Source organism: Streptomyces rimosus (assembly GCF_008704655.1).
In the GTDB taxonomy this organism is placed as follows: domain Bacteria; phylum Actinomycetota; class Actinomycetes; order Streptomycetales; family Streptomycetaceae; genus Streptomyces; species Streptomyces rimosus.
Map to the genome: position 1 here is coordinate 3,863,118 of NZ_CP023688.1, position 17,852 is coordinate 3,880,969.

15 protein-coding genes and 1 riboswitch are annotated in these 17,852 nt (G+C 72.0%); of the genes, 6 read left to right on the top strand and 9 right to left on the bottom strand.

The genetic code is table 11. The features are described 5' to 3' along the window. Positions 1-67: 67 nt before the first annotated feature. Entirely contained in the window at positions 68-1,027 is a 960-nt protein-coding gene (gene murQ, locus CP984_RS16055) for an N-acetylmuramic acid 6-phosphate etherase (protein WP_003984365.1), read from the top strand. 55 nt (positions 1,028-1,082) lie between these two features. Further along, positions 1,083-2,669, top strand: coding sequence for a PTS transporter subunit EIIC (locus CP984_RS16060; protein WP_003984366.1), 1,587 nt, complete (start codon positions 1,083-1,085; stop codon positions 2,667-2,669). Positions 2,670-2,682: 13 nt separating this feature from the next. Here the strand turns inward: CP984_RS16060 and CP984_RS16065 are convergent, their stop codons facing one another. From CP984_RS16065 to thrC, 6 genes are all read right to left on the bottom strand, one after another. Continuing rightward, positions 2,683-4,161 (bottom strand): alanine/glycine:cation symporter family protein, encoded by a 1,479-nt coding sequence (locus tag CP984_RS16065; RefSeq protein ID WP_003984367.1) that lies wholly within the window; start codon positions 4,159-4,161, stop codon positions 2,683-2,685. 168 nt (positions 4,162-4,329) lie between these two features. After that, positions 4,330-5,205 carry an SDR family NAD(P)-dependent oxidoreductase gene (locus tag CP984_RS16070; RefSeq protein ID WP_030179967.1) on the bottom strand — a complete coding sequence of 292 codons (876 nt, stop codon included), beginning with the start codon at positions 5,203-5,205 and terminating at the stop codon, positions 4,330-4,332. Positions 5,206-5,376: 171 nt separating this feature from the next. Next, positions 5,377-7,002, bottom strand: a complete 1,626-nt coding sequence (gene groL, locus CP984_RS16075) for a chaperonin GroEL (RefSeq protein ID WP_003986834.1) — start codon at positions 7,000-7,002, stop codon at positions 5,377-5,379. 366 nt (positions 7,003-7,368) lie between these two features. After that, the gene (locus CP984_RS16080; protein ID WP_003986833.1) at positions 7,369-7,572 is read right to left on the bottom strand and encodes a cold-shock protein; all 204 of its coding nucleotides are present in this window, start codon (positions 7,570-7,572) and stop codon (positions 7,369-7,371) included. A gap of 432 nt (positions 7,573-8,004) precedes the next feature. Continuing rightward, entirely contained in the window at positions 8,005-8,283 is a 279-nt protein-coding gene (locus tag CP984_RS16085; protein ID WP_003986832.1) for a MoaD/ThiS family protein, read from the bottom strand. 155 nt (positions 8,284-8,438) lie between these two features. Then, positions 8,439-9,728 carry a threonine synthase gene (thrC, locus tag CP984_RS16090; RefSeq protein ID WP_030179972.1) on the bottom strand — a complete coding sequence of 430 codons (1,290 nt, stop codon included), beginning with the start codon at positions 9,726-9,728 and terminating at the stop codon, positions 8,439-8,441. 17 nt (positions 9,729-9,745) lie between these two features. Continuing rightward, positions 9,746-9,898: riboswitch (SAM riboswitch) on the bottom strand. Positions 9,899-10,061: 163 nt separating this feature from the next. Between thrC and CP984_RS16095 the strand changes: the two genes are divergently transcribed. Both CP984_RS16095 and CP984_RS16100 read left to right on the top strand, forming a co-directional pair. Beyond that, positions 10,062-11,009: a glucosyl-3-phosphoglycerate synthase gene (locus tag CP984_RS16095; RefSeq protein WP_003986830.1), complete on the top strand. Its 948-nt coding sequence runs from the start codon at positions 10,062-10,064 to the stop codon at positions 11,007-11,009. A gap of 95 nt (positions 11,010-11,104) precedes the next feature. After that, positions 11,105-12,565, top strand: coding sequence for an alpha,alpha-trehalose-phosphate synthase (UDP-forming) (locus CP984_RS16100; RefSeq protein ID WP_003986829.1), 1,461 nt, complete (start codon positions 11,105-11,107; stop codon positions 12,563-12,565). A gap of 10 nt (positions 12,566-12,575) precedes the next feature. Here the strand turns inward: CP984_RS16100 and otsB are convergent, their stop codons facing one another. The 3 genes from otsB to CP984_RS16115 all read right to left on the bottom strand — a co-directional run bounded on the left by otsB (position 12,576) and on the right by CP984_RS16115 (position 15,154). Continuing rightward, the gene (gene otsB / locus CP984_RS16105) at positions 12,576-13,433 is read right to left on the bottom strand and encodes a trehalose-phosphatase (RefSeq protein ID WP_030179976.1); all 858 of its coding nucleotides are present in this window, start codon (positions 13,431-13,433) and stop codon (positions 12,576-12,578) included. 102 nt (positions 13,434-13,535) lie between these two features. Further along, positions 13,536-13,805, bottom strand: coding sequence for a DUF3263 domain-containing protein (locus CP984_RS16110; protein ID WP_003987422.1), 270 nt, complete (start codon positions 13,803-13,805; stop codon positions 13,536-13,538). An 80-nt stretch (positions 13,806-13,885) separates the two neighbouring features. After that, entirely contained in the window at positions 13,886-15,154 is a 1,269-nt protein-coding gene (locus CP984_RS16115) for an extracellular solute-binding protein (RefSeq protein ID WP_003987423.1), read from the bottom strand. 259 nt (positions 15,155-15,413) lie between these two features. Here CP984_RS16115 and CP984_RS16120 point away from each other — a divergent pair, with 259 nt between their 5' ends. Beyond that, positions 15,414-16,346, top strand: a complete 933-nt coding sequence (locus CP984_RS16120; RefSeq protein ID WP_030179979.1) for an ROK family protein — start codon at positions 15,414-15,416, stop codon at positions 16,344-16,346. Then, complete coding sequence (nagA, locus tag CP984_RS16125) at positions 16,346-17,554, top strand: N-acetylglucosamine-6-phosphate deacetylase (protein ID WP_003981235.1); 1,209 nt, start codon at positions 16,346-16,348, stop codon at positions 17,552-17,554. Before CP984_RS16120 ends, nagA begins: the two co-directional genes overlap by 1 nt. The last annotated feature ends 298 nt before the right edge of the window (positions 17,555-17,852 follow it).

The following is a 17,852-nucleotide window of genomic DNA, read 5'->3' on the forward strand; positions in this document are numbered from 1 at the left end:
CCTCACCCGTTCCCGTCTCCGTCCCCCCGTACAGAGCCGTACGAGCCCGGAAAGAGCCGCCACCGCCATGACCTCCCCCGCCGAGTACGCCCGGTTGCGCGCGCAGCTGGACACGCTGACCACCGAAGCCTTCCGGCCCGACCTGGCCGAGATCGACCGGCTGCCCACCCTGGAGATCGCCCGCACGATGAACGGCGAGGACGCCACCGTCCCCACCGCCGTCGCCGACCAGCTCCCCGCGATCGCCGCCGCCATCGACGCCACCGCCGAGCGGATGGCCCGCGGCGGGCGGCTGATCTACGCGGGCGCCGGCACGGCCGGGCGCCTCGGCGTGCTGGACGCGAGCGAGTGCCCGCCCACCTTCAACACCGACCCGGCCGAGGTCGTGGGCCTGATCGCGGGCGGCCCCGCCGCCATGGTCACCGCCGTCGAGGGCGCCGAGGACCGCCCGGACCTGGCCGCCGCCGACCTGGACGCGCTCGGCCTGACCGGCAACGACACGGTCGTCGGCATCTCCGCCTCGGGCCGTACCCCGTACGCGATCGGCGCCGTCGAGCACGCCCGCGCGGCCCGCGGCGCGCTGACCATCGGCCTGTCCTGCAACGCGGGCTCCGCGCTGGCCGCGGCCGCCGACCACGGCATCGAGGTCGTCGTCGGGCCCGAACTCCTCACCGGGTCCACGCGCCTGAAGGCCGGTACGGCACAGAAGCTGGTCCTCAACATGCTCTCGACGATCACCATGATCCGGCTGGGCAAGACGTACGGGAACCTGATGGTGGACGTCCGGGCCTCCAACGAGAAGCTGCGGGCCCGTTCGCGCCGCATCGTGGCGCTGGCCACCGGCGCCGGGGACGCGGAGATCGAGGCCGCGCTCGCCGCCACGGACGGGGAGGTCAAGAACGCCATCCTCGTCGTGCTCGCCGGGATCGACGGGCCGTCGGCGGCCCGTCTGCTGGCCGATTCGCGCGGCCATCTCCGGGCCGCCCTGCACACCGCCCTGCACACCCCGCCCCCTCAGGACGGCTGACGCACGCGCTCCCCCGCCCGCCCCGTCCCGGCACGCACAGCAAGGCAGCACCACCATGTCCGACGACAAGAACCGCGCCACCGCCGCCGCCCTCCTCCCCCTGGTCGGCGGCGCCGCCAACGTCACCTCCGTCACCCACTGCATGACCCGGCTCCGCCTCGGCATCCGGGACCGCTCACTGGTCCAGGACGAGGCCCTGAAGGCACTGCCCGCCGTGCTGGGCGTGGTGGAGGACGACACGTACCAGATCGTGCTCGGCCCCGGTACGGTCGCCCGGGTCACGCCGGAGTTCGCAGCGCTGGTGGAGGCGGGGGGTGATGCGGCGGGAGCAGGTGAGGCCGAGGCCGACGAGGCGGGGACCGGAGAGACCGGGACCGGCGAAGCCGGAAGCGCCCCGGCCACCGATGACTCCGCCCCGGCCACCGCCGACGAACTGGCCGCCCAGGGCGCCGCCCTGAAAGCCCGCCAGAAAGCCCGGAACGCCACCCCGGTCAAGCTCTTCCTCCGCCGGATCGCCAATATCTTCGTCCCGCTGATCCCCGCCCTCATCGGCTGCGGCATCATCGCCGGACTGAACGGCCTGCTGACCAACTTCGGTGTGCTGCCCGCCCTCGTCCCGGCGCTGGCCGCCATCGCCTCCGGCTTCATGTCGCTGATCGCGGTCTTCGTCGGCCACAACACCGCGAAGGAGTTCGGCGGCACGCCCGTGCTGGGCGGCGCGGTGGCCGCGATCATCGTGTACGCGGGCGTCGCCAAGGTGACCGCGTTCGGCCAGCAGCTCTCGCCGGGCCAGGGCGGCGTCCTGGGGGCGCTGGGCGCGGCGCTGCTCGCCGTACAGATCGAGAAGTGGTGCCGCCGGCACGTCCCCGAGGCGCTGGACGTGCTGGTCACGCCCACCGTGACCGTGCTGCTCTCCGGCCTGGTCACGCTCTTCGGGCTGATGTTCGTGGCCGGTGAGGTCGCCACCGCCATCGGCACGTGCGCCACCTGGCTGCTCGCCCACGGCGGCGCCGCGGCCGGGTTCCTGCTCGGCGGGCTCTTCCTCCCGCTCGTCATGCTCGGCCTGCACCAGGCCCTGATCCCGATCCACACCACGCTGATCGAGCAGCAGGGCTACACGGTGCTGCTGCCGATCCTGGCGATGGCCGGTGCCGGCCAGGTGGGCGCCGCGCTGGCGGTCTACTTCCGGCTGCCGGGCAACCGCTCGATCCGTACGACGATCAGGTCCGCGCTGCCCGCCGGTCTCCTCGGCGTCGGCGAGCCCCTGATCTACGGTGTCTCGCTGCCGCTGGGGCGCCCTTTCGTCACCGCCTGCGTGGGCGGCGCGTTCGGCGGCGGCGTCGTGGGCCTGTTCAACCAGCTCGGTACGACGGCGGGTTCGACCGCCATCGGCCCGTCCGGCTGGGCCCTGTTCCCCCTGCTCAAGGGCAACGCGTCCCTCGGTGCGACGCTCCTCGTCTACGCCCTGGGCCTGCTCGTCGGCTACGCGGTCGGCTTCCTGGCCACGTACTTCTTCGGCTTCGACAAGCAGGCGCTGGCGGATCTGAACGATCGGCCGCGCCCGGATGCTCTGCCCCGTCCGGACGCTCAGCCCCCGGGGAAGGTGAAGAAGGCCGACCTCAAGGCGGCCAGGGGCGGGTGACGTACGTACGGGCTCAGGACGCGCCCGCGCCCACCCGTTCGCCGCCACGCTCCACCGCGGGCGCCGGCCGCTCGTCCGGCCAGCACTCCACCCCCCGCAGATCCGGCATCCGGGAACCGGTGAAGACCGGGTCGCGCCCCGCCCGGCGCTGGGCCTGGTAATCGTCCAGGAGGCGGAAGGCGATCGCCGACAGGGGGAGGATGGCAAGCAGGTTGATCAGCGCCATGACACCCATGAACACGTCGGCGAGGTTCCAGACGACACCGACCGAACCCAGCGCGCCCAGGAAGACCACCGCCAGCACGACGGCGCGGTAGACGGGCAGCACCCAGGCGCGCCGCGTCAGGAAGCCGATGTTGGACTCGCCGTAGTAATAGTTCCCGATCATGGAGCTGAAGGCGAGCAGGAAGACGACGGCCGTCAGCACGTGCCCGGCCCAGCCGCCGAGCGTGTCGGTCAGCGCGGACTGCGTGAGGTCGGCGCCCTGCCGGCCGGCCGGCTCCGGGGTCGTCGTCAGGATGACGAAGGCGGTCATCGAGCAGATCAGCAGGGTGTCGAAGAAGACACCGAGGGACTGTACGAGTCCCTGCTTGACCGGGTGGGTGACCTCGGCCGCCGCGCCCGCGTTGGGCGCCGAGCCCAGGCCCGCCTCGTTGGAGAACATGCCGCGCCGGATGCCCTGCTGGATCGCCGCGCCGAGCCCGCCGGCCGCCAGCTCCTTGACACCGAAGGCGCCGCCGACGATGTCGCCGAGGACGCGCGGCAGGTCGTCCAGGTTGAGGAGGACGACGGCGGTGCCCATCAGCAGGTAGACGACGGCCATGACCGGTACGAGAACGGTCGTGACCGAGGAGATACGGCGTACGCCGCCGCAGATCGCGATGCCCAGCAGGACGGCCAGCAGCAGGCCGACCGCCGGGGCGAACCACCCCGCCCCGCCGCCGGACACCGACCCCGAGGCGACGGCCGTGATCGTGTTGGACTGCACGGCGTTGAAGACGAAACCGAAGGTCACCGTGATGGCGACGGCGAACAGGACGCCGGGCCGGCGCTTGCCGAGCCCGCGCTGCATGTAATACGCGGGGCCGCCTCGGTACGTACCCGATCCGTCCCCCGCGCGCACCTTGTACAGCTGGGCCAGCGCCGATTCGACGAACGCCGAGGCGCCGCCGATGAGCGCCATCATCCACATCCAGAACATGGCGCCCGCGCCGCCGAGGGTGATGGCGGTGGCGACGCCCGCGATGTTGCCCGTACCGACGCGCGCCGCCGCCGAGATGGTGAAGGCGCCGAAGGACGAGACCGGTTTGGAGCCGTCCGCCCGGGGCTGCGACCTGTCCTTGAGCACACGCAGCATCTCGGGGAAGAGCCGCAGCTGTACGGCCTTGGAGCGGACCGTGAAGTAGAGGCCCGCGCAGATCACCAGCGGTATCAGCAGGTAGGTCCACAGACCGTCGTTGAGACCGACGATCACGGAGTCGAGCGTGCTCATGGGCGTCCTTGCGGGGCGTCCGGGGGCAGGGGGACGGCCGTACCGGAAGATCGTCTTCCGGGAAGGCTCCGGAAAGTATGACCGCCATCCCCATACCGGAACCAGCGGGCTTACATGCCGTATCTCACAGAAAGCGACATAACGGCACGACGCCCCGACGGCGCCCCCTCACAGCGCACAGCCGTGCAGCCCGCCGTCGACCACCAGGTCCTGCCCGTTGATGTACGACGCCTCACCGGACGCCAGGAAGGCGACCGCGTCGGCGATCTCCTCCGGGTGCGCGAACCGGCCCGCCGCCGTCTGCGCCCGCAGCTTCTCCGCCTCCGCCGGGTCGATGTCCGAGCCCGCGAACATCGGCGTGTCGACATAGCCGGGGCTGACCGAGTTGACGCGGATGCCGCGCCCGGCGAGCGCCGCCGCGAGCGTACGGGCCAGGTTGTGCGCGGCGGCCTTGGTCGCGGAGTGCAGGGTGGCGTCCGCCTGCCCGCGCTGGAGCAGCGACGAGGCGTTGATGACGACCGCGCCGCCGTCCCGCAGCAGCGGCAGCGCGCGCTGGACGGTGAAGAAGACGCCCTTGAAGTTCACGCCGACCGCGCGGTCGAAATCGGCCTCGGTGATGTCCTCGAAGGGGGCCGCGGCGTATACGCCGGCGTTGGCGAAGATGATGTCGAGGTGCCCGAAGTGGTCGCGTACGGCCTGCACGACGGCGTCGAGATCGGCGACGGAGGCGGTGTCGCCCCGTACGGCCAGCACCCGGTCGGCGGCCACCCCCGCGACACCCGTGCCGCCGCCGGCGACGCCCACACCGCCACCCGCGGCGGCCGGCTCGCCGCCCGTCACCGCCGCTTCCGCCCGCTCCCTCAGATGCGCGGCGGCCGCGTCGAGGCGGCGCTCGTCACGTCCGCACACCACCACCCGCGCGCCGTCGTCGAGCAGCCGCCGCGCGGCCGCCAGGCCCACGCCGCTGCTGCCCCCGGTGATCAGCGCGACGGTGTCCGCGGCGAACCGGTCCGGTCGGGCGGTCCGCCCGTTTCGAGTCGTCATGGGCCGATCGTGCACCGATGGCCCGGGGGCGGCGCAAGGACCGCCGTACGGAACCGGCGGACCTCAGCCGTACGAGACCGGTGACGCGCCGGACGAAAACGCCGCCGGGGCGGCACCCCCCTGGGAGGAGGGGTACCGCCCCGGCGATCGAGGACAGATGACCCGGGAGGATCAGAAGTCCATGTCACCGCCCGGCATGCCGCCCGGAGCACCGGCCGCGGCGGCCTTCTCCGGCTTGTCGGCGATGACGGCCTCGGTGGTCAGGAACAGCGCGGCGATCGACGCGGCGTTCTGCAGCGCGGAACGGGTGACCTTGGCGGGGTCGATGATGCCCTCGGCGATCATGTCGACGTACTCGCCGGTCGCGGCGTTCAGACCGTGGCCGACGGCCAGGTTGCGCACCTTCTCCACGACAACGCCGCCCTCGAGGCCGCCGTTGACGGAGATCTGCTTCAGCGGGGCCTCCAGCGCCAGCTTCACAGCGGCGGCACCGGTGGCCTCGTCACCCTCCAGCTCCAGCTTCTCGAAGACCGAGGAGGCCTGCAGCAGGGCGACGCCACCGCCGGCGACGATGCCCTCCTCGACGGCCGCCTTCGCGTTGCGCACGGCGTCCTCGATGCGGTGCTTGCGCTCCTTGAGCTCGACCTCGGTGGCGGCACCGGCCTTGATGACGGCCACGCCGCCGGCCAGCTTCGCCAGACGCTCCTGGAGCTTCTCGCGGTCGTAGTCCGAGTCGCTGTTCTCGATCTCGGCGCGGATCTGGTTGACGCGGCCCTGGACCTGCTCGCTGTCACCGGCACCGTCGACGATGGTGGTCTCGTCCTTGGTGATGACGACCTTGCGGGCGCGGCCCAGCAGGTCGAGACCGGCGTTCTCCAGCTTGAGGCCGACCTCCTCGGAGATGACCGTGCCACCGGTGAGGATGGCGATGTCGCCGAGCATGGCCTTGCGGCGGTCGCCGAAGCCCGGGGCCTTGACGGCGACGGACTTGAAGGTGCCGCGGATCTTGTTGACGACCAGGGTCGACAGGGCCTCGCCCTCGACGTCCTCGGCGATGATCAGCAGCGGCTTGCCCGACTGCATGACCTTCTCCAGCAGCGGAAGGAGGTCCTTCACGTTGGAGATCTTGGAGTTGACGATGAGGATGTACGGGTCGTCGAGCGACGCCTCCATACGCTCCATGTCGGTGGCGAAGTACGCCGAGATGTAGCCCTTGTCGAAGCGCATACCCTCGGTGAGCTCCAGCTCCAGACCGAAGGTCTGGGACTCCTCGACGGTGATGACGCCTTCCTTGCCCACCTTGTCCATGGCCTCGGCGATCAGCTCGCCGATCTGGGTGTCGGCGGCGGAGATGGAGGCGGTCGAGGCGATCTGCTCCTTGGTCTCCACGTCCTTCGCCTGCTCCAGCAGGGCGGCGGAGACGGCCTCGACGGCGCGCTCGATACCGCGCTTGAGCGCCATCGGGTTGGCGCCGGCGGCGACGTTGCGCAGGCCCTCGCGGACCAGGGCCTGGGCCAGGACGGTCGCGGTCGTCGTGCCGTCACCGGCGACGTCGTCCGTCTTCTTCGCGACCTCCTTGACCAGCTCGGCGCCGATCTTCTCGTACGGGTCCTCGAGCTCGATCTCCTTGGCGATGGACACACCATCGTTGGTGATCGTGGGGGCGCCCCACTTCTTCTCGAGGACGACGTTGCGGCCCTTGGGGCCAAGGGTGACCTTGACGGCGTCGGCGAGCTGGTTCATCCCGCGCTCGAGACCGCGCCGTGCCTCCTCGTCGAACGCGATGATCTTGGCCATGTGAAGTGGTCCTCCCGGACTGGGGGTCCCCCCGGACTGCGTCTGGGGGAGGGTGGATACTCCGGACCGTGCTGGCGCCCGCGACGGACGGTCTGCGACCCTGTGGTTCCTTGCCCCACCGGCCCGCGGACCTCACCGAGTCGGTCCTTAGCTGTCACTCTCACTCGTAGAGTGCTAACGCAATGATTAGCACTCGGCACATGAGAGTGCAAGCGCGTTGGCGGGAGCCATCCCCGCCGAGCCCAGGTGTCAAACGGGGTGCGACCGGCTGATCTGGCACTTCCCCGTGGACCCCACCCCAACACAGAAGGTCCGCGTCCCCACGGGAGGACGCGGACCTTCGTACGCAGCAGTCGGTCGGCGCTATCAGCCGGCCACGCGGACCATGTCCGCCTGCGGCCCTTTCTGGCCCTGCGAGATCTCGAACTCGACCCGCTGACCCTCCTCAAGGGTGCGGTAACCGTCCATCTGGATCGCGCTGTAGTGGACGAAAACATCCGCACCACCGTCGACCGCGATGAAGCCGTACCCCTTCTCCGCGTTGAACCACTTGACGGTGCCCTGAGCCATGCCTAACTCCCCTATTACTGGCCCTTGCACAGGACCGCACTCCGCGGACCCGGGTCAGACCTCACCCCCCGACAGGAGGGGGTGTGCGCCGGAACGCGTCGACCGCCGCTGAATGTATCTGTCCAACTGCCCAGCGCAACAGGTCAATCGGACGAGAATTCTGCTCGCGAACAATCGCAAAAATGCGGTTATAAGCCCTTACTCCCGGGCAAGTCGGGCCGGGCAAAGCTCACCAATGGGACGAATCATGTCCACACTTCGCCCACAACTTGCCGGGGTCTCATATGCGCTCGGCACGGGCTCGACGGGGGGTCACCCCAACTGTATCGCCTTTAACAACACGGAATCGCCCCGTCCGCTTGCCGTGGACGGGGCGATTCCGGCCACCGGCCCCCTAAAGGGCCGGAAACGATCGTTGGGACTTTCCCGCGCTCAGCAGCCGCCGGCCACCGCGGGAATGATCGAGACGCCCGCGCCGTCCGGCGTCGGGGTTTCGAGGCCCTGCTCGAAGCGCACATCGTCGTCGTTGACATAGACGTTCACGAAGCGGCGCAGCTTGCCGGTGTCGTCCAGGACGCGCGCCGCGATGCCGGCGTGGTTCTTCTCCAGGTCCTGGATGACCTCGGAGAGGGTGGCCCCTTCGGCGGGCACCTCGGCCCGACCGCCGGTGTAGGTGCGCAGGATGGTCGGGATGCGGACGTTGACGCTCATGGTGTTTCTGCCTTCCAGGTCGCGGGAGGGGTGTGCGGAGGGGCGGGCGGGCGCGGGCGTACCGGGGCCCGGGGGCGCGTACGGGTGCGTACCGACGCGTGCGGAGGTGTACGGACGCGCGTGGACGCGTACGGGCGCGTCCGGACGTGCGGCGGTCAGCCCGCCAGGCCGGCCGCGCGGAACGCGTCCAGGCTCGGCCGGATGGTGGCCGTCGGACCGGTGGTCGGCGCGACCGCGTCCAGCGTCTTGAGCCCGTCGCCGGTGTTCAGCACGACGGTGGTCAGCGCCGGGTCGAGCAGACCGTTCTCGATCAGCTTCTTGGTCACGCCGACGGTCACGCCGCCGGCGGTCTCCGCGAAGATGCCCTCCGTACGGGCCAGCAGCTTGATCGCGTCCACCACCTGGCCGTCGTTCACGTCCTCGACCGCGCCGCCGGTGCGCCGGGCGATGTCGAGCACGTACGGGCCGTCGGCCGGGTTGCCGATCGCCAGCGACTTGGCGATGGTGTCGGGCTTCTGCGGCCGTACGACGTCGTGACCGGCCTTGAAGGCGGTCGAGACCGGCGAGCAGCCCTCGGCCTGGGCGCCGAAGATCTTGTACGGCTTGTCCTCGACCAGCCCGAGCGCGATCAGCTCCTTGAGCCCCTTGTCGATCTTCGTGAGCTGCGAGCCCGACGCGATCGGGATGACGATCTGGTCCGGCAGCCGCCAGCCGAGCTGCTCGCAGATCTCGTACGCGAGGGTCTTGGAGCCCTCGCCGTAGTACGGGCGCAGGTTGACGTTGACGAAGCCCCAGCCCTCGCCGAGCGGATCGCCGATCAGCTCCGAGCAGAAGCGGTTGACGTCGTCGTAGGTGCCCTCGATGCCGACCAGCTCGCCGCCGTAGACCGCGGCCATGACGACCTTGCCCGCCTCCAGGTCGTGCGGGATGAAGACGCAGGAGCGGAAGCCTGCGCGGGCCGCCGCGGCGCCCACCGCGCCGGCCAGGTTGCCGGTGGAGGAGCAGGAAAGGGTGGTGAAGCCGAAGGCGCGGGCGGCCTCGACGGCGATGGCGACGACGCGGTCCTTGAAGGAGTGCGTCGGGTTGCCGGAGTCGTCCTTGACGTACAGGCCGCCGGTGACGCCCAACTCGCGGGCCAGGTTGTCGGCCTTGACCAGCTTGGTCAGGCCCGGGTTCAGGTTGGGCTTGTCCGCCACGTCGGCCGGGACGGGCAGCAGCGGCGCGTACCGCCAGATGCTGTTCGGGCCCGCCTCGATCCGCTTGCGCAGGCCCTCGGGGTCGCCGGCCGGCAGGTCGTAGGCGACCTCCAGCGGGCCGAAACAGGCCGCGCAGGCGAAGATCGGGCCGAGGTCGAAGCGCTCACCGCACTCGCGGCAGGACAGCGCGACGGCGGGGCCGAGGGAAACGGTGGGGCGGGTGGTGCTTTCAGCAGACTGCACAGCCATGGAGGCGAGGCCCTTTCTCCTCATCTTCCTCGCGGCGCATCTCGCCACGAGACGGAATTGGCACCTTCCCTAGCCGGAGCCCCGCGGTCCGCGGCGTGCGCGGAGACGAGACGGCTGGAGGGTTGCCGGGGCTTCAACGGGCCGTATCCCTCTGCCCCTCTGGATGAGCGGTATGGCGCTGGGCCGGGGCCCAGGCGTTTGTCGCGCCGACCCCGGCATGTCCGGGGCGATCGCGTTGTTCAAGACTGTAGCCGAAGGGCCGGGCGGTCGAGACAGTCGTCCGCACCGCGAGATGGATCACATCGTGGTCCGGGGAACGAAGGAGACGCGCAGGTGCTGCAAGAGGTGGAGCGCTGGCTGGCCAGCCGGTCCTGGTCGGCCGACGACCGCCCGCTCGACCGGCTGCTGGCCGCCAAGCGCGAGACGGGGCAGACGGTCTCCGTCGTGCTGCCGGCGCTCGACGAGGAGGCGACGGTCGGCGCGATCGTCGAGGCGATCCGTACGGAACTGATGACACCGTCGGTGCCGCTCGTCGACGAGCTGATCGTGCTGGACTCCGGATCGACGGACGGCACTGCCAAGATCGCGGCGGAGGCGGGCGCGCGGGTGGTCCACCGGGACGAGGTGCTGCCGCGGCTGCCCGCGCTGCCCGGCAAGGGCGAGGTGCTGTGGCGCTCCCTGCTGGTCACCCGCGGTGACGTCGTCTGCTTCATCGACGCGGACCTGCGCGAGTTCTCCGCCACGTTCGTCTCCGGCATCGTCGGTCCGCTGCTGACCGACCCGGGTGTGCAGTTCGTCAAGGGCATGTACGACCGTCCGCTGGGCGAGGCGGCCGGGCAGGGCGGCCGGGTCACCGAGCTGGTCGCCCGCCCGCTGCTGAACCTGCACTGGCCGCAGCTGGCCGGGTTCGTGCAGCCGCTGGGCGGGGAGTACGCGGCCCGCCGGTCCCTGCTGGAGCGGCTGCCGTTCCCGGTGGGCTACGGCGTGGAGCTGGGCCTGCTGGTCGACGCGCTGCACACGGCCGGGCTGGACGCGCTGGCCCAGGTGGACGTCGGGGTGCGCAAACACCGCCACCAGGGCGGCCAGGCGCTCGGCCGGATGGCCGCGGCGATCTACCGCACCGCGCAGCTGCGGCTGGCGCGCGGCCACCTGGTGCGCCCGCGGCTGACCCAGTTCGAGCGCGGCGAGGCCGGTTTCGTACCGCGCACCTGGGACGTGGACACCGAGGAGCGGCCGCCGATGGCGGAGATCCCGGAGTACGCGGAGCGGCGCGCGGCCTGAGGCGGGTCCAGGACTCGTCGTACCCGTCGGAAACCGTGACGTTCCCCCTGCGCTCCGCACGTTTGAGCGGATCGGCGGCGGGCTAGTCTCGCAGCATGGTCTCCGAGCGTTCTGGTGCCCAGGTTCTCGTCGCGTCCAACCGCGGCCCGGTGTCGTACACGAAGGGAGATGACGGCGCGCTCACCGCCAAACGCGGCGGCGGCGGGCTGGTCTCCGGTCTCTCCGCCATCGGGTCCGACGCCGGTGCGGTGTGGGTGTGCGCCGCCCTCGGGGACGGCGACCGCGAGGCGGCCCGGCGCAGCGGCGGCCACCTGGACACCGCCGACACGGGCGGCCAGCACGTACGCATGCTGGACATCCCCGCCGATGTCTTCACCGACGCCTACAACGGCATCGCGAACTCGGTGCTCTGGTTCGTCCACCACATGCTCTACCAGACGCCGCTGGAGCCTTCCTTCGACGACGCGTTCCGCGCGCGGTGGGCGTCGTACGAGGCGTACAACGCGGCCTTCGCGGACGCGCTCGCCGACGAGGCCGCACCCGGCGCCGTGGTCCTGGTGCAGGACTACCACCTCACGCTGGTGCCCGGCCTGCTCCGCGCCCGCCGCCCCGACCTGCGCATCGGGCACTTCTCGCACACGCCGTGGGCGCCCGCCGACTACTTCCGCATGCTGCCGGACGATGTGGCCGAGGCGGTGCTGCGCGGGATGCTGGGCGGCGACCGGGCGGCGTTCCTGACCCGGCGCTGGGCCGAGGCGTTCGCGGACTGCTGCGCGGCGGTGCTGGGCGCCGAGGTGACGCGCGGCGCGGACGGCGAGGTCACCATCACGCACGAGGGCCGTACGACCCGGCTCGGCGTGCACGGCCTCGGCGCGGACGCGGAGTTCCTGCGGGAGCGGGCGCACCGGCCGGACGTGGACGAGCGGCTGGCGGCGCTGCGCGAGCAGATCGGCGGCGCGGACCGCAAGACGATCGTCCGGGTGGACCGTACGGAACTGTCGAAGAACATCGTGCGCGGGCTGCGCGCGTACCGGGCGCTGCTGGCCGGGCACCCGGAGTGGCGCGAGCGGGTCGTGCACGTCGCGTTCGCCTACCCCTCACGGCAGGACCTGGAGGTCTACCGCGCGTACACCGACGAGGTCGGGCGGCTGGCCGAGGAGATCAACGCCGAGTACGGCACCCCGGGCTGGCAGCCGGTCGTGCTGCACGTGAAGGACGACTTCGCGCGGTCGCTGGCCGCCTACCGGCTCGCCGACGTGGCGCTGGTCAACCCGATCAGGGACGGTATGAACCTGGTCGCCAAGGAGGTCCCGGTGATCTCGGAGCGGGGCTGCGCGCTGGTGCTGTCCCGGGAGGCCGGGGCGTACGAGGAGCTGGGCGACGACGCGTTCTGCGTCAATCCGTACGACATCACGGGCACCGCCCGCGCCCTGCACGAGGCGCTGTCCCTGGAGGACGGCGAGCGGGCCGAGCGCACGAAGCGGCTGGCCGCGGCGGCCACCGCGCTGCCGCCGGACCGGTGGTTCCTCCAGCAGCTGCGGGCGCTGGAGCAGTAGCCGGGACCCCTCAGGCGGGCGGCGCCCCCAGCCGGTCCGCGAGGGCGTGCAGCAGGGCGACGACGCCGGGCGGGCCGTCGACGACGAGGTCGGCCCGGCCCGCCAGCTCGGCGACCTCCGCGCTGCCGCTGCACACCAGCACCCCGGCCAGGCCGTCCGACCGCAGCTTGTCCACCGCGGAGAAGGCGGCGAGGTCGCCGAGGTCGTCGCCGCCGTAGAGGACGGTGGTGGCGCCGGTCTCGCGTACGTGGTCGGCCAGGGCGACGCCCTTGTCCATGCCGGGCGGGCGCAGTTCGAGGACGTAGCGGCCCGGTTCGACGATCAGGCCGTGCCGCTCGGCGAGCGCGTACAGGGGCGCGCGCAGCAGCTCGAACGCGGCCTGCGGGTCCGCGGCGCGGCGGGTGTGGACGGCGATGGCGCGGCCCTTGTCCTCCACCCACGAGGCGTGCCAGGCGCCCAGCCCGTCCAGTACGCCGGGGAGTTCGGCCTGTACGGCGGCGACGCCGGGCGGCGGCGGAGGGGCCTGGACCGTACCCATGGCCGCGTCCCAGCGCTCGGCGCCGTAACCGCCGAGGACCACGAGCCGCTCCAGGCCCGGCGCGTCCGCGAAGCCGCCGAGGCGCACCGCGACGCCGGCCGGGCGGCCGGTGATGACCACCAGCGAGCCCAGCAGCGGCGCCAGGCGGGTCAGCGCCGCCACGGCTCCGGGGTGGGCGCGGGCCTTTTCGGGGTCGGGCACGATGCCGGCGAGTGTGCCGTCGAAGTCGAGCGCGAGCACGGCGCGGCCGGGGCTGTCCAGCAGCGCGGCGAGACCGTCCCGGCCCGCTTCGGTGACCGGCGTCGGCAAGGTGTTCGAGGGGCTGCCCATGGGGACGAGATTACCGGGCGGGCGCGAGCGCGTGCCGGGCGTACGGACGCATCGGCGCTGCGCGCCGTCGCCGCCGGGCCGCGCGCCCGCCTCCCGCCGGGCTCAGCGGCGGCTGCGCCGGGCGTCGCGGACGCGGCGCAGCCGGTTGACCGTGACGGGGTCGTGGGCGAGCGCCCGCGGGTCGTCCAGCAGGGCGTTCAGCAGCTGGTAGTAGCGGGTCGGCGAGATGCCGAGCCGCTCGCGGATGACCCGCTCCTTGGCGCCGGGACGCGGCCAGGAGCGGCGCTCGACACCGAGCACCGCCTCGTCCTGGGGGGACAGTGCTCCGGTGCCGGCGCCTCCGGTGCCGCCCTCGGTGCTGTCGCTCGTCATCACCCGTCCACGATAAGGCCGCGGTATGACAATCCCCGCCGCACGCCCGCCCACCAGGGCCGGGCGTGCGGCAGGCCGGCTCACTGACCGGCGTTGTCCGCCTCGTTCGCCGCGTTCTGGATGTCGCTGAGCACACCGGCCGGGTTGCCGTTGGCGCCCACCGCGGTGCCCATCTTCGCCTTGACGGTCTTGCTGACCATCGGCCAGGAGGTCTTGTTCGCGGGGTAGAACTCGGCCTGGGCCAGCTGGCCCAGGAAGCTGTGCAGCTTGGCGTACTTGCTGTTGGCGAGCATCGCCTGGGACCCGGAGGTGGTGACGGGCAGCAGGCCGTACTCGCCGGAGAAGTCCATCACGTTCTTCTCGTTGTAGACGAAGTCGAGGAACTTGCCGACCTGGTCGCGGTGGCCGTTCTGCTTGAACGCCGTCATCCAGTCGGCGACGCCCATGGTCGCCTTGGCTTTGCCGGAGGGGCCCGGCAGCTCGACGGTGCCGTAGTCGATGCCCTTGGCCTCGGCCTGCTTCATCAGGGTGGGGTGGCCGTTGAGCATGCCGACGTCACCGGCCGCGAAGGCGTTGAAGGCGTCCTGGCGGTTGAGCTTGGCCGGGTCGGTGCCGGTCAGGCCCGGGCCGACCAGGTCCTTCTTCAGCCACTCGAAGGTCTTGACGTTCTGCGGCGAGTCGATCGTGTACTTGCCGATGCTGTCGGTGTAGCTGCCGCCGCCGCTGAGCATCCACATCAGCGTCTCGGCCTGCGTCTCCTCGGGGCCGAGCGGCAGCGCGTAGGGCATCTTGACGCCCTTGGCCTTGAGCTTGGCCGCGTCCGCCGCGATGTCCGCCCAGGTCTGCGGCGGGTTGGCGATGCCGGCCTCGGCGAAGAGCTTCTTGTTGTAGAACAGGCGGCGGGTGCTGGCGCCGAAGGGCATGCCGTACTGGATGCGCTGGTACTCCCCCGCCTCCGCGAGGGCGGGCACGAAGTCGGCGTGCACGGGGATGGAGAGCAGCTGGTCGGCGCTGTAGAGCTTGCCCGCGGCGGCGTAGTCCGCGTACGCGCCGATCTGCGCCATGTCCGGTGCCTTACCGGACTTGACCATGTCCTCGACCTTCTTGTCGACGTCCTTCCAGCTGTAGACCGAGACCTCGACCTTGATGTTCGGGTTCTGCTTCTCGAAGTCCTTGACGAGCTTGTCCCAGTAGTGCTGGGAGGAGTTCGCCTCGGTGTCGCCGTAGTCCGCCGCGACGAGCTTGAGTGTGACGTCGCCGCCGTCCGCGCTGCCGCCGCAGGCGGACAGGGAGAGCGTCATGGCCGTGGTGAGTCCCGCTGCCGCCAGGCTCAAGTACCGCCGCTGCACTGCCATTACCGCCTTTTGTCCCGAATGTTCCGTGCTTGCCGGGGATGCCCCGTGGCTTCAGGGGTTCGCCCTCAACCGGCATGAACGACGAGTCTCCCCCGTTTACCCACACAAGGTCTACACCACCCCTCATATCGCTTGCGCATCGCCTGTCACATACGCAGGTCACACCGGTTCGATCAGCACGGATATCAGGGGAACCGCCGCATCCCCGCGAGTGGACTAGACCTTTCACGGCGGATCGCGCCAGACTGTTCCCGTGAGACACGTCATCGCCCTTGATGTGGGCGGCACCGGAATGAAGGCCGCCCTGGCAGGCGCGGACGGCACGCTGCTCTACGAGGCGCGGCGCCCCACCGGCCGCGAGCGCGGCCCCGAGGCGGTCGTCGCCACGATCCTGGACTTCGCCGGGGAACTGCGCGAGATCGGGCACGCGCGGTTCGGCGCCCCGGCCGTCGCGGCCGGCGTCGCCGTACCGGGCATCGTCGACGACGCCCACGGCATCGCCGTCTACGCCGCCAACCTCGGCTGGCGCGACGTGCCGCTGCGCGCCCTGCTCTCCGAGCGGCTGGGCGGCGTCCCGGTCGCGCTCGGCCACGACGTCCGCACCGGCGGCCTGGCCGAAGGCCGGATCGGCGCGGGACGGGACGCCGACCGCTTCCTGTTCGTACCGCTGGGCACCGGCATCGCGGGCGCGATCGGCATCGAGGGCCGCATCGAGGCGGGCGCGCACGGCAGCGCGGGCGAGATCGGCCACATCGTCGTCCGGCCAGGCGGGCCCGAGTGCGGCTGCGGGCAGCGCGGCTGCCTGGAGACACTGGCCTCGGCCGCCGCCGTCGGCCGCGCCTGGGCCGCCGCCTGCGCCGACCCGGAGGCCACCGCGGCCGACGCCGCCAAGGCCGTGGAGTCCGGCGACGGACGCGCGCTGGCGGTGTGGCGGGACGCGGTGGACGCGCTCGCCGACGGCCTGGTCACCTCGCTGACCCTGCTCGACCCGGACACCCTGATCATCGGCGGCGGACTCGCCGAGGCGGGCGACACGCTGTTCCAGCCGCTGCGGGAAGCGGTCCGCGCACGGGTGACCTTCCAGCGGCTCCCCCTGATCGTTCCGGCGGCGCTCGGGGACGCCGCCGGCTGCCTGGGCGCAGGTCTGCTCGCCTGGGATCTTCTCTCCACGGAGGTAACTTCCTGATGCCGCTGCAACAGTCCGGGGACAGCGCCCCGAGCCCCCGGCGCACCGTCCTGACCGGCGCCCGGGTCGCCCTGCCCGCCGGCGTGGCCGAGGGAGGCCGGGTGGCCTTCGAAGGCACCCGGATCACCGCGGCCACCGGCGCCGAAGCAGCCGCCCCGGCCGCCGGGGACCAGGTCATCGACCTGACCGGGCACCTCGTCGTCCCCGGCTTCGTCGACATCCACGTACACGGCGGGGGCGGCGGCTCCTTCTCGTCCGCCGATACGGAGGAGTGCCTGACTGCCATCCGCACCCACCGGCAGCGGGGCACCACCTCCATGCTCGCCTCGACCGTCACCGGCGACCTGGACGACCTGGCCCGGCAGGCCGCCGTGCTCTCCGAGCTGACCGAGCAGGGCGAACTGGCCGGCATCCACTTCGAGGGCCCGTTCATCTCCCCGCACCGCTGCGGCGCCCACCAGCCCGGCCTGCTGCGCGACCCCGACCCGGCGGACGTGCGCAAGCTCGTCGACGCCGCGCGCGGCACCGCGAAGATGATGACCCTGGCGCCGGAGCTGCCCGGCGGCCTGGAGTCCGTACGGCTGCTGGCCGACGCCGGCGTGATCGCCGCCATCGGGCACACCGACTCCTCGTACGACGCGACCCGCGAGGCCATCGACGCGGGCGCCACCGTCGCCACCCACCTGTTCAACGCGATGCCGCCGCTCGGGCACCGCGCGCCCGGCCCGATCGCCGCCCTCCTGGAGGACGAGCGGATCACCGTCGAGCTGATCAACGACGGTACGCATCTGCACCCCGCCGTCCTGGAGATGGCCTTCCGCGACGCGGGCGCCGACCGGGTCGCCTTCATCACCGACGCGATGGGCGCGGCCGGCATGAACGACGGCATGTACCCGCTCGGCCCGATGACGGTCGAGGTCAAGGACGGCGTCGCCCGTATCAGCGGCGGCCCGACCGCCGGCTCCATCGCCGGCTCCACCCTCACCCTCGACCGCGCCTTCAAGCGCGCCGTCACCATCGACGGACTGACCGTCGGCCAGGCCGTACGCGCCCTGTCGGCCAACCCGGCCCGGCTCCTCGGCATCGACGACCGCACCGGCTCGATCGAGCCCGGCAAGGACGCCGACCTGGTCGTCCTGGACGCGTCGTACGACCTGGTGGGCGTGGTGCGGCGGGGCGAGTGGGTGGTGCGGCCGCAGGGGGTGTGACGGGAGTACGGGCGGCAGAGGCGTGCGGGCTCCGGAGCGTAGGGACGGCAGGGGCCTGGGGGCGCCGGGACGGTTGGGCGACCGGTCGTAGGTGCCGCGGGGGGGCGTACGTACGGCGGTGCGGATACGCCGGTACGGAGCCGAACGGACCGGGCGCCGGAGGCCGAACGGCCCCGTACCGGTCGTGGCGGTGCGGCGGTTGGCCCAAGGGGTGGGCCAACCGCGGCCCGCAATGGCATGATCGCTGCGCACTCGCGCACCCGCGCGGCTGTCCGTCCCGCACGGGCCCACCGGTCAC

Excerpts from the sequence above, each read along its gene's own strand:
- CP984_RS16065 (WP_003984367.1), bottom strand. The coding sequence starts at position 4,161 with ATGAGCACGCTCGACTCCGTGATCGTCGGTCTCAACGACGGTCTGTGG.
- nagA (WP_003981235.1), top strand. The coding sequence starts at position 16,346 with ATGCCGCTGCAACAGTCCGGGGACAGCGCCCCGAGCCCCCGGCGCACC.
- CP984_RS16060 (WP_003984366.1), top strand. The coding sequence starts at position 1,083 with ATGTCCGACGACAAGAACCGCGCCACCGCCGCCGCCCTCCTCCCCCTG.
- CP984_RS16110 (WP_003987422.1), bottom strand. The coding sequence starts at position 13,805 with ATGACGAGCGACAGCACCGAGGGCGGCACCGGAGGCGCCGGCACCGGA.
- CP984_RS16080 (WP_003986833.1), bottom strand. The coding sequence starts at position 7,572 with ATGGCTCAGGGCACCGTCAAGTGGTTCAACGCGGAGAAGGGGTACGGC.
- murQ (WP_003984365.1), top strand. The coding sequence starts at position 68 with ATGACCTCCCCCGCCGAGTACGCCCGGTTGCGCGCGCAGCTGGACACG.
- thrC (WP_030179972.1), bottom strand. The coding sequence starts at position 9,728 with ATGGCTGTGCAGTCTGCTGAAAGCACCACCCGCCCCACCGTTTCCCTC.
- otsB (WP_030179976.1), bottom strand. The coding sequence starts at position 13,433 with ATGGGCAGCCCCTCGAACACCTTGCCGACGCCGGTCACCGAAGCGGGC.
- CP984_RS16100 (WP_003986829.1), top strand. The coding sequence starts at position 11,105 with ATGGTCTCCGAGCGTTCTGGTGCCCAGGTTCTCGTCGCGTCCAACCGC.
- groL (WP_003986834.1), bottom strand. The coding sequence starts at position 7,002 with ATGGCCAAGATCATCGCGTTCGACGAGGAGGCACGGCGCGGTCTCGAG.
- CP984_RS16070 (WP_030179967.1), bottom strand. The coding sequence starts at position 5,205 with ATGACGACTCGAAACGGGCGGACCGCCCGACCGGACCGGTTCGCCGCG.
- CP984_RS16085 (WP_003986832.1), bottom strand. The coding sequence starts at position 8,283 with ATGAGCGTCAACGTCCGCATCCCGACCATCCTGCGCACCTACACCGGC.